Genomic DNA, 12,028 nt, shown 5'->3' on the forward strand with positions numbered 1-12,028 from the left:
CCCCAGCCCCTTGGCAAAAAATAGCCCGGGCTGGGTTGCCAGGCCTAGCGACTCAAGGCAGCCGCGTGATGACGCAGGTGATCGTCGATAAAACTGGCGATGAAAAAATAACTGTGGTCGTACCCCGGTTGCAGGCGCAGGGTCAGCGCGTGCCCCGCCGCCTTGGCCGCCGCCTGCAGCGCCTCGGGCTTGAGTTGGACGCTGAGGAAATCGTCGCGATCGCCTTGGTCCACCAGCAGCGGCACACCCGGCGCGACGCTGGCCAGCAGGGCGCAGGCATCCCACTCGCGCCAGCGCGAGCGGTCCTCACCCAGGTAATGACTGAATGCCTTCTGCCCCCAGGGGCAGTCCATCGGATTGCTGATGGGCGCAAAGGCCGAGACCGAGGCGTAGCGCCCGGGGTTGCGCAGCGCGCAGACCAGCGCACCGTGGCCACCCATGGAATGACCGCTGATACCGCGCCGCTGCGACACCGGGAAGTTCGCCTCGATCAAGGCCGGCAGCTCCTCGACCACGTAGTCGTGCATGCGGTAGTGCTCGGCCCAGGGCGCCTGGCTGGCATTCAGGTAAAAACCGGCACCCAGGCCGAAATCCCAGGCGCCCTCGGCATCGTCCGGTACTCCGGGTCCGCGGGGGCTGGTGTCCGGTGCGACCAGCACCAGCCCCAGTTCGGCCGCCAGGCGCAAGGCACCGGCCTTGTGCATAAAGTTTTCGTCGGTGCAGGTCAGCCCCGACAACCAGTACAGCACCGGCAACTGACCACCCTGCTCCGCCTGCGGCGGCAGGAACACGGCGAACTGCATGTCGCAGCCCAGCACGCTGGAGCGGTGACGGTAACGTTTGTGCCAACCGCCAAAACTCTTCTGGCAGGCGATATTTTCCAGCGAATCCAGACTCATCGAGACCTCCTCATCGACCGGAATTGCAGGGGCCCATTAGCCCACTGCGGTCCTCGGGTCGAGCACAAAGTGGGCGGATTAAAACAATACGACCGAGCGGATGCTCTTGCCTTCATGCATCAGCTCGAACGCCTTGTTGATGTCCTCCAGGCCCATGGTGTGAGTGATAAAGGTCTGCAAGGGGATCTCACCGGTACGTGCCATCTCCACATAGCTGGGCAGCTCGGTACGCCCGCGCACGCCACCGAACGCCGAACCGCGCCAGACCCGGCCGGTGACCAGTTGGAACGGACGGGTGGCGATTTCCTGACCGGCGCCGGCGACACCGATGATCACCGACTCGCCCCAGCCCTTGTGGCAGCACTCCAGCGCCGCCCGCATCAGGTTGACGTTGCCAATGCACTCGAAGGAGTAATCGACGCCGCCATCGGTCAGGCCGACGATCACGTCCTGGATCGGCAGGTCATGGTCCTTGGGGTTGATGCAGTCGGTGGCGCCCAGTTGCCGGGCGATCTCGAACTTGGCCGGGTTGATGTCGATGGCAATGATGCGCCCGGCCCCTGCTTTCACCGCGCCGATGATCGCCGACAGACCGATGCCACCCAGGCCAAAGATCGCCACGCTGGCGCCGGCCTCGACCTTGGCGGTGTTAAGCACCGCGCCGATGCCGGTGGTCACGCCACACCCCAGCAGGCAGACCTGCTCCAGGGGGGCTTCCTTGGGAATCTTGGCCAGGGAGATTTCCGGCAGCACGGTGTACTCGGAGAACGTCGAGGTGCCCATGTAATGGAAGATCGGCTTGCCCTGGTAGGAAAAGCGGCTGGTGCCATCAGGCATCAGACCCTTGCCCTGCGTCGCGCGGATGGCCTGGCACAGGTTGGTCTTGCCGGACAGGCAGAATTTGCACTGACGGCATTCGGGCGTGTAGAGCGGGATCACATGATCACCCACCGCCACCGAAGTCACGCCCTCGCCAATGGCTTCGACGATACCTCCGCCCTCATGACCGAGGATGCTCGGAAAGATCCCCTCGGGGTCGGTGCCCGACAGCGTGTAGGCATCGGTGTGGCAGACGCCGGTGGCGACAATACGCACCAGCACCTCGCCGGCCTTGGGCGGCGCCACGTCCACTTCGATGATTTCCAGGGGTTGGTTGGCAGCGAAGGCGACGGCAGCACGCGACTTGATCATGGCGAGGATCTCGATAACGGGAAAACCAGCAGTGTAATTCACTCGCGAACAGGGATAATCGCTCAATCGGTAAAACATTATTGCCATACAGGGATAATTAATGAGCGGATCGGGCTGGGAAGGGCTGGACGAATTTGTCGCGGTGGCCGAATGCGGGAGTTTCCTGCGCGCCGCCGAGCGCCTGCGGCTGTCGTCCTCCCATGTCAGCCGCCAGATCGCCCGCCTGGAGGAGCGGCTGCAGGCGCGTCTGCTCTATCGCACCACGCGCCGGGTGTCGCTGACCGAGGCGGGCCAGACGTTTTTCAGCCGCTGCCAGCGCCTGATCGAGGAACGCGATGAGGCGTTCCTGGCGATCAGCGACCTGCACGGCGCCCCCACCGGCCTGCTGCGCATGACCGCCGCGGTGGCCTACGGCGAGCGTTTTATCGTGCCGCTGGTGAATGCCTTTATGCTCCAGCACCCCCAGTTGCGGGTGGACATCGAACTGTCCAACCGCACCCTGGACCTGGTGCAGGAGGGGCAGGACCTGGCCATCCGCCTGGGACGGCTCGGCGAATCGAGCCTGGTGGCCAGCCGCATCGCCCCACGCAGGTTGTACCTGTGCGCCTCGCCGGCCTACCTGGACCACTACGGGCGGCCCCACACCTTGTCCGAACTGGCCCGGCATAACTGCCTGATCGGTACCAGCGACACCTGGATGCTGCAGAACCAGGGCCGCGAGCAACCGTTCAAACCCAGCGGCAACTGGCGCTGCAACAGCGGCCAGGCGGTGCTCGACGCGGCGCTGAGCGGGCTTGGACTCTGCCAGCTACCGGACTACTACGTACTCGAGCCGCTGCGCCAAGGCCGTCTGGTGGCCTTGCTGCCCGGCCACCAACCGGCGGACGCCGGGGTCTGGGCAGTCTGCCCGCAGCGCCGTTATCCGCTACCCAAGGTGCGCCTGTTGATCGACAGCCTGCGCCAGGGCCTGGCCCGGGCCAGCGCATACGTCTAGGGCCTGTGGACATTAACCCTCGCGAGGCGCGTTGCCGCGAAGAAGGGTTCCAGGCAAGGCGCGAAACGCCGGCAAGGGTCATTCCCTTGCCCAGTTTCGCAACGCGGCATGGGGCACTTATTCGCGCAACCCGAAGGGCCGGCCTGTTTCATGCTGGGTAGGGTTTCAAAACCAGGGTCGGCGCGACCGTGCGGGTAGTGTCCACAGGCCCTAGGGCGTTGCACCTTAACCTTGGGCGCCTTGCGGCTCGGCGCACACGCCCTTGAGGCAGAGCCGACACGGCGCACCAGCCAGCGGGTTCCACCCGCCCTACACAAGCTCTCCTGCGCGCAGTTTGGGTCTGTACCACGTTGTAGGAGGCCCGCCCTCGGGCCGAAGCCGTGGTGGAGTGATCCATGGCCCCCTTTGGCGCGAGGGCGCGCTTCCCAAGGGTTCCACCGCCACAGGGCGTGCCTAGCCCGCGTTCCCGAACAGTTTACCGGCCCGCGCTTGTGCCCCCCACCCGCGACGGCGGGTCTGATGCGGCCGCCAGGTGCACTCAGGCGACGACAACCGGTGCGGAACCGGGCTTAGGCCAAACCCAACCCTCCCCGCGCTCGCAAGCCTGTCCGTTCGGACAAAAAAACCAAGTGAGAAAAACCAATATGTGACAAGACGTCACGGCCCGATCCGCACCGCCAAGCCGCGTAACCCCTGAGGTGCCGGGCGTCTCCAGCACCGCCCTGGCCAGCGCCGGCCACTCGCCCCCGCCCTCGACGGCTGCAAAAGCGCTGCACCCCCCTTGACCGGCACCGGCGCGAGCGAGGAGTCTAGAGCCAGGCTCTCGTCAGGTGAGCCTGAGTCAAGACGCCATACACAAGGAAAAGCACCATGCAAATTCTAGTGAACAGCGACAACCATATTGACGGTTCCGAAGCACTGGCCCTGAAAGTCCGCGGCCATATCGAACACAAGCTGCAGCGTTTCGACGAGCACCTGACTCGTATCGAAGTCCACCTCAACGATGAAAACGGGCATAAACACGGCGCCCAGGACAAACGCTGCCAAGTCGAAGCTCGGGTCAAGGGGCGCGAGCCGATCTCCGTCACCCACAACGCCGAATCCGTTCACCTGGCCTACGAAGGCGCGGTGGAAAAACTCAGTCACGCCCTCGACCGTATCATCGGCAAGGCCCGCGAGGCGCGGGTCAAACAGGTCTTTACCGAAGAACACGGCAACGCCTCGGAAGTCGAGGAGCGCCTGTCGAATATCGCTTGACGGCCTGACACCTGCTGCCGGCAGGATCACCCCCGACCACGCCGCCCTGATCAGGCGGCGTTTTTGTTTTCAGTGCCGAGGTTGAGGTACCACGTTCAGTGACGCGAAAGGCGCAGCGGAACACCAGAGCCCACAACGCGCCTGACGGCCTAAGGCACCCTGTCCTGCCACTGCAGGATCAGCCACTGCAGATCCTCGGGGTGGGTGATCTTCAGGTTGTCGCTGCGCCCTTCCACCAGGCGCGGCGCCTGTCCCGCCCACTCCAGGGCGGAGGCCTCGTCGGTGATGCCCGCGCCGCTCGCCAGGGCATCGGCCAGGGCTGCCCGCAATGGCCCCAGGCGGAACATCTGCGGCGTATAGGCCTGCCAGACATCCCGGCGATCCACGGTCTGCTGGACACGCCCGTCGGCACCCGCGCGCTTGAGGGTGTCGCGCACCGGCACCGCCAACAAGCCACCGACCGGGTCGTCGGCCAGGCAGCCCAGCAGTCCGTCCAGATCAGCGCGGGCCAGGTTCGGCCGTGCCGCATCGTGTACCAGCACCCAGTCCTGCTCCTGCGCGCCCAAGGCTGGCAAGCCGGCCAAGCCCTTGAGCACCGACTCCGCGCGCTCGCCGCCCCCGGTGGCACGGGTGATTCGCGGATCAGCGGCGCAGGCCAGTGTGGGCCAATAAGGATCATCGGCGGCCAGCACCACCACCACGCCCTTGAGGTCGGGGTGGTCGAGAAAGCAGTTCAGGCTGTGTTCGAGGATGCAGAGCCCCGCGACCCGCAGGTACTGCTTGGGACGGTCGGCAGCCATGCGCGTGCCGATGCCCGCCGCGGGAATCACCACCCAGAACGGTGGCAATACCTCGAGAGCGTTCATTCCGCCAACTGGTAGAGGGTCTCGCCCTCTTTGACCATACCGAGCTCATGGCGAGCGCGTTCTTCGACGGTTTCCAGGCCTTGCTTGAGCTCCAGCACCTCGGCCTCGAGGACCCGGTTGCGCTCCAGCAGTTGTTCATTCTCACCGCGCTGTTGGTCGATCTGCTGTTGCAGCAGATTGACCTGCGCCAGGCTGCCGTCACCGACCCACAGGCGATACTGCAGGGCCGCCAATAACAGGGCCAGCACGACAAAGAGCCAGTAGGGGCTGCGCAATACAGTGCGAAGAGTCATAGGCATGGGGCGGCGCGAACCGCCCCCGGCGGCTTAGCCGCGGAACTCGGCACGGCCGTTGTAGCGCGCCTTGGCACCCAGTTGCTCTTCGATACGCAGCAGCTGGTTGTACTTGGAGACGCGATCCGAACGGCACAGGGAACCGGTCTTGATCTGGCCCGCGGCGGTGCCCACGGCCAGGTCGGCAATGGTCGAGTCCTCGGTTTCACCGGAGCGGTGGGAAATCACCGCGGTGTAACCGGCGGCCTTGGCCATCTGGATCGCTTCCAGGGTTTCGGTCAGGGTGCCGATCTGGTTGAACTTGATCAGGATCGAGTTACCGATACCCTTGTCGATGCCTTCCTTGAGGATCTTGGTATTGGTCACGAACAAGTCGTCGCCAACCAGCTGGACCTTGGCGCCGATCTTGTCGGTGAGGATCTTCCAGCCATCCCAGTCGGACTCGTCCATGCCGTCCTCGACCGAGATGATCGGATAACGCTCGGTCAGGCCCGCCAGGTAATCGGCGAAACCGGCGGCGTCGAACACCTTGCCTTCGCCGGCCAGGTCGTATTTGCCGTTTTCGAAGAATTCGCTGGAGGCGCAATCCAGGGCCAGGGTCACGTCGTCACCCAGGGTGTAGCCGGCGTTGGCCACGGCTTCGGCGATGGCCGCCAGGGCGTCCTCGTTGGACGCCAGGTTCGGTGCGAAACCGCCTTCGTCGCCCACCGAGGTGCTCAGGCCACGGGCCTTGAGCACGGCCTTGAGGTGGTGAAAGATTTCCGTGCCCATGCGCAGCGCGTCGGAGAAGGTCTTGGCGCCCACCGGCTGCACCATGAATTCCTGGATGTCGACGTTATTGTCGGCATGCTCGCCGCCGTTGATGATATTCATCATCGGCACCGGCATCGAATACTGGCCCGGGGTGCCATTGAGGTTGGCGATATGCGCGTACAACGGCAGGTCCTGGTCCTGGGCCGCGGCCTTGGCGGCGGCCAGGGACACCGCGAGGATGGCGTTGGCACCCAGGCTGGCCTTGTTCTCGGTACCGTCCAGGGCGATCATCGCCCGGTCCAGCGCCTGCTGGTCAACCGGATCCTTGCCGCGCAACAGCTCGCGAATCGGGCCATTGATATTAGCCACGGCCTTGAGCACACCCTTGCCCAGGTAACGGCTGGTGTCGCCATCACGCAGTTCCAGCGCTTCGCGCGAACCGGTGGAAGCACCGGACGGCGCACAGGCGCTGCCGATGATGCCGTTGTCGAGGATTACATCGGCTTCTACGGTAGGGTTGCCGCGGGAGTCGAGAACTTCACGACCTTTGATGTCGACGATCTTTGCCATTGCTGATGACACTCCATGGTTTGACAAAACGGGGCCGCTGCGCAGCCGCCGCCAGTGGTACTGGGAACCCGGCGAGCCGATCATCACCATGACCTGACTCGCGGGTCAGAACGGACCGCGCCGCACTTTACCGAACAATGAGCGGTTTAGGCAGTCTCGATCGGCGGAAAACTCTTCACCAGATCGTCCAGCGCCTTGAGTTGGGTCAGGAAGGGTTCCAGTTTATCCAGCCGCAAGGCACAAGGGCCGTCGCACTTGGCATTATCCGGATCCGGGTGGGCCTCGAGAAACAGCCCCGCCAAGCCCTGGCTCAAGCCGGCCTTGGCCAGGTCGGTGACCTGGGCGCGTCGGCCGCCCGCGGAATCGGCGCGTCCACCGGGCATTTGCAAGGCGTGGGTCACGTCGAAAAACACCGGGTACTCGAACTGCTTCATGATGCCGAAGCCGAGCATGTCGACCACCAGGTTGTTGTAACCGAAGCTCGAGCCCCGCTCGCAGAGGATCAACTGATCGTTACCCGCCTCCTCGCACTTGCTGAGGATATGTTTCATTTCCTGGGGGGCGAGGAACTGGGCTTTCTTGATATTGATCACCGCGCCGGTTTTGGCCATGGCCACCACCAGGTCGGTCTGGCGCGACAAGAAGGCCGGCAACTGGATGATGTCGCACACCGCCGCCACCGGCGCGGCTTGCTCGGGTTCGTGCACATCGGTGATCAGCGGCACGCCGAAGGTCTTTTTGACCTCCTCGAAGATGCGCAGGCCTTCTTCCAGGCCCGGTCCGCGGAAGGAGCTCACCGAAGAGCGGTTGGCCTTGTCGAAGCTGGCCTTGAACACATAGGGGATGCCGAGTTTGTCGGTGACCCGCACGTATTCTTCGCAGGTGCGCAGCGCCAGCTCGCGCGACTCCAGCACATTGATCCCGCCGAACAGCACAAAGGGCCTGTCGTTGGCGATTTGCAGCGCGCCGACCCGGATGGTTTTCTGTGTCATGGTCAGCCTTTGAGTCCGTGCTGCTTGAGGGCGGCCTTGACGAAGCCGCTGAACAGCGGATGCCCGTCTCGCGGCGTCGAAGTGAACTCCGGGTGGAACTGACAGGCGACGAACCAGGGATGGTCCGCGGCTTCAACCACTTCCACCAGGGCCCCGTCGCCGGAGCGTCCGGTGACTTTCAAGCCAGCCGCCAGCAATTGCGGCAGCAGGTTGTTGTTGACCTCGTAGCGGTGGCGATGGCGCTCGACGATCACATCCTTGCCATAGCACTCATGTACCAGGGAACCGGCCTGCAGCTGGCAGTCCTGGGCGCCCAGGCGCATGGTGCCGCCCAGGTCCGAGGCTTCGGTACGGATTTCAACCCCACCGGTGGCGTCTTCCCACTCGGTGATCAGGCCGACCACCGGGTGCTGGCCCGCCTTGTCGAATTCGGTGGAGTTGGCGTCCTGCCAGCCCAGCACGTTACGGGCGAACTCGATTACCGCGACCTGCATGCCCAGGCAGATGCCCAGGTAGGGAATCTTGTGTTCGCGGGCGTATTGCACCGCGGTGATCTTGCCTTCCACGCCGCGCAAGCCAAAGCCGCCGGGCACCAGGATGGCATCGACGTCTTCCAGCAGCGCGGTGCCCTGCTGTTCGATGTCTTCGGAATCGATGTAACGCAGGTTGACCTTGGTGCGGTTCTCGATACCGGCGTGGCTCATCGCCTCGATCAGCGACTTGTAGGCATCGAGCAGCTCCATGTACTTGCCGACCATGGCGATGGTGACTTCATGCTCGGGGTTGAGCTTGGCGTCCACCACCCGCTCCCACTCGGACAGGTCGGCACCGCCGCACTCCAGGCCAAAGCGCTCGACGACGAAATCGTCCAGGCCCTGGGCATGTAGCACGGACGGGATCTTGTAGATGGTGTCGACGTCTTCCAAGGCGATCACCGCACGCTCTTCGACGTTGGTGAACAGGGCGATCTTGCGTCGCGAAGCCATGTCGACCGGGTGATCGGAGCGGCAGATCAGCACGTCCGGTTGCAGGCCGATGGAGCGCAGCTCCTTGACCGAATGCTGGGTCGGCTTGGTCTTGGTCTCGCCAGCGGTGGCGATATAGGGCACCAGGGTCAGGTGCATCAGCATCGCGCGCTTGGCACCGACCTCGACCCGCAACTGGCGAATCGCCTCGAGAAACGGCTGCGACTCGATATCGCCCACCGTGCCGCCGATTTCGACCATGGCCACGTCGGCGTCACCGGCGCCCTTGATGATGCGCCGCTTGATCTCGTCGGTGATATGCGGGATCACCTGGATGGTCGCGCCCAGGTAGTCGCCGCGGCGCTCCTTGCGCAGCACGTGCTCGTAAACCCGGCCGGTGGTGAAGTTGTTGTTCTGGGTCATGGTCGTGCGGATAAACCGCTCGTAGTGGCCCAGGTCCAGGTCGGTTTCGGCGCCGTCGTGGGTGACGAACACCTCACCGTGCTGAAACGGGCTCATGGTGCCCGGATCGACGTTGATGTAAGGGTCCAGCTTGAGCATCGTGACCTTCAGGCCTCGCGCCTCCAGGATGGCCGCCAATGAAGCCGACGCGATGCCTTTCCCCAATGAAGAAACAACACCGCCCGTGACGAAGATGTAGCGCGTCATGAAAAACCCTAGAAGTCTGCGTTTAGGCGATCAAAGCCGCCGGGAAAAGCGAAAGAGGGTCAACACCCTCCCCTTGCAGGCCGCCCGGCATGCCAGCGCGGCCCTGAAAACCTGAATCGTGAAATATAGATGGCCGCTGCCGATTCGGGAGGAATCTGCAGAAGCAACATGAGACGGGAGCGTAGTCTACGGGAAAGCCCCCCTCAGCTCAAACCTTGCTCATTCGTCGGTCCGTGCCAACTCAGTTGCCAGCCCGGTTCGTCGGCACGGCTCAGCTGCGCCAGATTGGCCACCGCCACCAGCTGCGAGCCGCGGTACAGCAGGGGTAATCGAGCCCGCACAAAGCTAGGCACGGCGCGCTCATTAAGCAATCGCTTGAGGTCACGGCGACCTCGACCCGGCAGCTGCAACTGCTCGCCACCCTGGCGATAGCGCAGGCTAAGCCCCTCCAACGGCCCGTCACCGAGCAGTTGGACGCGGCCATTGCCGGGCAGCTCGAACCAGGCTCCAGGCGCCACTACCGGCAGGCCGTCCGCTGGCATGGGCGGGGCCTGCAGCCACTCGCCGGACAGCCACCACAACCGTCCGTCGGCTCGTCTGAGTTCGCCTCGGCCCAGGCGCCAGATCGGCTGCTTGTCCCGCGCGGCGTCGCGCAAATCGATCCAGCCCTGCCAATGGTCCGTGTCCGGCAACGGCGTCAGCGCCACCAACCACTGGGACAGCGCATTGCGCTGGCGCGCCGCCGACAGCTCGAGCAACGGTGCCAGCGCCAGGCTGGGCAGCGTGAAACCGGGGAAGATCGACGTGCCGTCGTCGCGCGCGCGCGCCAGGTCCAGCTCCGCCAGCTCGGCCAGCAGGCCCTGGGCCTCGCCCAGGTGCGCCGCGCTGCGCGCCAGCCCTGCCACAGCCTGTGGCCAGCGTTCGCTCAGGCGCGGCAGCACCTCCCGACGCAAATAATTACGGGCGTAGTGGCTGTCGGCGTTGGACGGGTCTTCGACCCACGGCACGCCCTGTGCCTGGGCGTAGGCCAGCAGCTCGGCCCGGCTCACCGCCAGCAACGGCCGCACCAGCACCCCGCGGCCCAGCGCACGCTGCACGGGCATCGCCGCCAGGCCGCGGGCGCCGGCGCCGCGCAGCAGACGGAAAAGCAGGGTCTCGGCCTGATCGTCGCGGTGCTGGGCCGTCAGCACCAGCTCGCCCGGCTCGAGGTCCCGGGCCAGGGCCCTGTAACGCGCCTCACGCGCCGCGCGCTCGAGGCTGGCCCCCGGGGCGACCTGGACGCGTTCGACCCGCAGCGGCACGCCCAGGGCGTCGCACAAGCGCTGGCAGTGCGCCGGCCAGGCCTCGGCGGCGGCCTGCAACCCGTGGTGGACATAAATGGCCTGCAAGGGCGGCAGCCGATGGGCGCGGCCCAGGCCGACCAACAGGTGCAGCAGTACGCTGGAATCCAGCCCGCCGGACAAGGCCAGGCGCCAGCGCGGTGCACCGAGCCAGGGCGTCAGTGCCTGCAGCAGGCGGGTGTCGAGGGGCGGCATCTGCGCAGCTTCAAGCTTCAAGCATTAAGCTGCAAGCAACGATCTTGCAGCTTGCGGCTTGTCGCTTGCGACTGTCGTCGTCAGACCCCATAACTCATCAGGCGCTCGTAGCGGCGCGCCAGCAGCGCTTCGCTGTCGAAGGTCTGCAGCACTTCCAGTTGCGCCGACAGGGTCGCGCGAATCGATTCGGCGGCCTGGGCCGGGTTGCGGTGGGCGCCCCCCAGGGGCTCGTCGATCACCTGGTCGACGATGCCCAGGCCTTTCAGGCGCTCGGCGGTGATGCCCATGGCCTCGGCCGCATCCGGTGCCTTCTCGGCAGTCTTCCACAGGATCGACGCGCAGCCTTCGGGCGAGATGACCGCATAGGTCGAGTACTGCAGCATGTTCAAGCTGTCGCACACGCCGATCGCCAGGGCGCCGCCGGAACCGCCTTCGCCGATCACCGTGGCGATGATCGGCGTTTTCAGCCGCGCCATCACCCGCAGGTTCCAGGCGATAGCCTCGCTCTGCCCACGCTCTTCGGCGTCGATACCCGGGTAGGCGCCCGGAGTGTCGATAAAGGTCAGGATCGGCAGCTTGAAACGCTCGGCCATTTCCATCAGGCGGCATGCCTTGCGGTAGCCTTCCGGACGCGGCATGCCGAAGTTGCGCCGGACTTTCTCGCGCACCTCACGGCCTTTCTGGTGCCCGATCACCATCACCGGCTGATCGTTCAGGCGGGCCACACCGCCGACGATAGCCGCGTCGTCGGAAAAATGCCGATCGCCATGCAACTCGTCGAACTCGGTGAAAATATGCTCGATATAGTCCAGCGTGTAGGGGCGTCGCGGGTGACGAGCCAGCTTGGCGATCTGCCAACTGCTGAGGTTGCCGAAAATGCTTTCGGTGAGCGAACTGCTCTTGTCCTGCAGACGGGCAATTTCATCGCCAAGGTTCAGCGCGTTGTCGTTGCCGACCAAACGCAGCTCTTCGATCTTGGCTTGCAGGTCGGCAATCGGCTGTTCGAAATCCAGGAAATTCGGGTTCATAAGCATCCGTCTTGAG

The 12,028-nt window shown here is 64.8% G+C and carries 11 protein-coding genes; 2 read left to right on the forward strand and 9 right to left on the reverse strand.

Annotated elements, in window-relative coordinates; translation table 11 throughout:
* Nucleotides 1-44: 44 nt before the first annotated feature.
* Together fghA and ABWY06_RS01040 are read right to left on the reverse strand one after the other, a co-directional pair.
* On the reverse strand, nt 45-899 hold the full coding sequence (fghA, locus tag ABWY06_RS01035) for an S-formylglutathione hydrolase (protein ID WP_353923696.1): 855 nt from the start codon (nt 897-899) through the stop codon (nt 45-47).
* 78 nt (nt 900-977) lie between these two features.
* Nucleotides 978-2,090 carry an S-(hydroxymethyl)glutathione dehydrogenase/class III alcohol dehydrogenase gene (locus ABWY06_RS01040; protein WP_353923697.1) on the reverse strand — a complete coding sequence of 371 codons (1,113 nt, stop codon included), beginning with the start codon at nt 2,088-2,090 and terminating at the stop codon, nt 978-980.
* Nucleotides 2,091-2,190: 100 nt separating this feature from the next.
* Here ABWY06_RS01040 and ABWY06_RS01045 point away from each other — a divergent pair, with 100 nt between their 5' ends.
* Both ABWY06_RS01045 and ABWY06_RS01050 read left to right on the forward strand, forming a co-directional pair.
* Nucleotides 2,191-3,084 carry a LysR family transcriptional regulator gene (locus ABWY06_RS01045; protein ID WP_353923698.1) on the forward strand — a complete coding sequence of 298 codons (894 nt, stop codon included), beginning with the start codon at nt 2,191-2,193 and terminating at the stop codon, nt 3,082-3,084.
* A gap of 870 nt (nt 3,085-3,954) precedes the next feature.
* A complete protein-coding gene (locus tag ABWY06_RS01050; RefSeq protein WP_353923699.1) occupies nt 3,955-4,341 on the forward strand; it encodes an HPF/RaiA family ribosome-associated protein in 387 nt (128 codons plus the stop codon).
* 149 nt (nt 4,342-4,490) lie between these two features.
* Here the strand turns inward: ABWY06_RS01050 and ispD are convergent, their stop codons facing one another.
* From ispD to ABWY06_RS01085, 7 genes are all read right to left on the reverse strand, one after another.
* Nucleotides 4,491-5,207, reverse strand: a complete 717-nt coding sequence (gene ispD, locus ABWY06_RS01055) for a 2-C-methyl-D-erythritol 4-phosphate cytidylyltransferase (RefSeq protein WP_353923700.1) — start codon at nt 5,205-5,207, stop codon at nt 4,491-4,493.
* Entirely contained in the window at nt 5,204-5,500 is a 297-nt protein-coding gene (gene ftsB / locus ABWY06_RS01060) for a cell division protein FtsB (RefSeq protein WP_353923719.1), read from the reverse strand. Before ftsB ends, ispD begins: the two co-directional genes overlap by 4 nt.
* Before the next feature lie 33 nt (nt 5,501-5,533).
* On the reverse strand, nt 5,534-6,823 hold the full coding sequence (eno, locus tag ABWY06_RS01065) for a phosphopyruvate hydratase (protein ID WP_353923701.1): 1,290 nt from the start codon (nt 6,821-6,823) through the stop codon (nt 5,534-5,536).
* A gap of 146 nt (nt 6,824-6,969) precedes the next feature.
* On the reverse strand, nt 6,970-7,815 hold the full coding sequence (gene kdsA, locus ABWY06_RS01070) for a 3-deoxy-8-phosphooctulonate synthase (RefSeq protein WP_353923702.1): 846 nt from the start codon (nt 7,813-7,815) through the stop codon (nt 6,970-6,972).
* A gap of 2 nt (nt 7,816-7,817) precedes the next feature.
* Nucleotides 7,818-9,449: a CTP synthase gene (gene pyrG / locus ABWY06_RS01075; protein WP_353923703.1), complete on the reverse strand. Its 1,632-nt coding sequence runs from the start codon at nt 9,447-9,449 to the stop codon at nt 7,818-7,820.
* Between the two features lie 203 nt (nt 9,450-9,652).
* Entirely contained in the window at nt 9,653-10,984 is a 1,332-nt protein-coding gene (gene tilS, locus ABWY06_RS01080; RefSeq protein ID WP_353923704.1) for a tRNA lysidine(34) synthetase TilS, read from the reverse strand.
* A gap of 80 nt (nt 10,985-11,064) precedes the next feature.
* Nucleotides 11,065-12,012: an acetyl-CoA carboxylase carboxyltransferase subunit alpha gene (locus tag ABWY06_RS01085; RefSeq protein ID WP_353923705.1), complete on the reverse strand. Its 948-nt coding sequence runs from the start codon at nt 12,010-12,012 to the stop codon at nt 11,065-11,067.
* Nucleotides 12,013-12,028: the final 16 nt, after the last annotated feature.

This window comes from Pseudomonas sp. (assembly GCF_040514055.1).
In the GTDB taxonomy this organism is placed as follows: Bacteria; Pseudomonadota; Gammaproteobacteria; order Pseudomonadales; family Pseudomonadaceae; genus Aquipseudomonas.

Coding starts and splice junctions, on each gene's coding strand:
- tilS (WP_353923704.1), bottom strand. CDS start 10,984: ATGCCGCCCCTCGACACCCGCCTGCTGCAGGCACTGACGCCCTGGCTC.
- ABWY06_RS01040 (WP_353923697.1), bottom strand. CDS start 2,090: ATGATCAAGTCGCGTGCTGCCGTCGCCTTCGCTGCCAACCAACCCCTG.
- ABWY06_RS01085 (WP_353923705.1), bottom strand. CDS start 12,012: ATGAACCCGAATTTCCTGGATTTCGAACAGCCGATTGCCGACCTGCAA.
- ispD (WP_353923700.1), bottom strand. CDS start 5,207: ATGAACGCTCTCGAGGTATTGCCACCGTTCTGGGTGGTGATTCCCGCG.
- pyrG (WP_353923703.1), bottom strand. CDS start 9,449: ATGACGCGCTACATCTTCGTCACGGGCGGTGTTGTTTCTTCATTGGGG.
- ftsB (WP_353923719.1), bottom strand. CDS start 5,500: ATGACTCTTCGCACTGTATTGCGCAGCCCCTACTGGCTCTTTGTCGTG.
- eno (WP_353923701.1), bottom strand. CDS start 6,823: ATGGCAAAGATCGTCGACATCAAAGGTCGTGAAGTTCTCGACTCCCGC.
- kdsA (WP_353923702.1), bottom strand. CDS start 7,815: ATGACACAGAAAACCATCCGGGTCGGCGCGCTGCAAATCGCCAACGAC.
- fghA (WP_353923696.1), bottom strand. CDS start 899: ATGAGTCTGGATTCGCTGGAAAATATCGCCTGCCAGAAGAGTTTTGGC.
- ABWY06_RS01050 (WP_353923699.1), top strand. CDS start 3,955: ATGCAAATTCTAGTGAACAGCGACAACCATATTGACGGTTCCGAAGCA.
- ABWY06_RS01045 (WP_353923698.1), top strand. CDS start 2,191: ATGAGCGGATCGGGCTGGGAAGGGCTGGACGAATTTGTCGCGGTGGCC.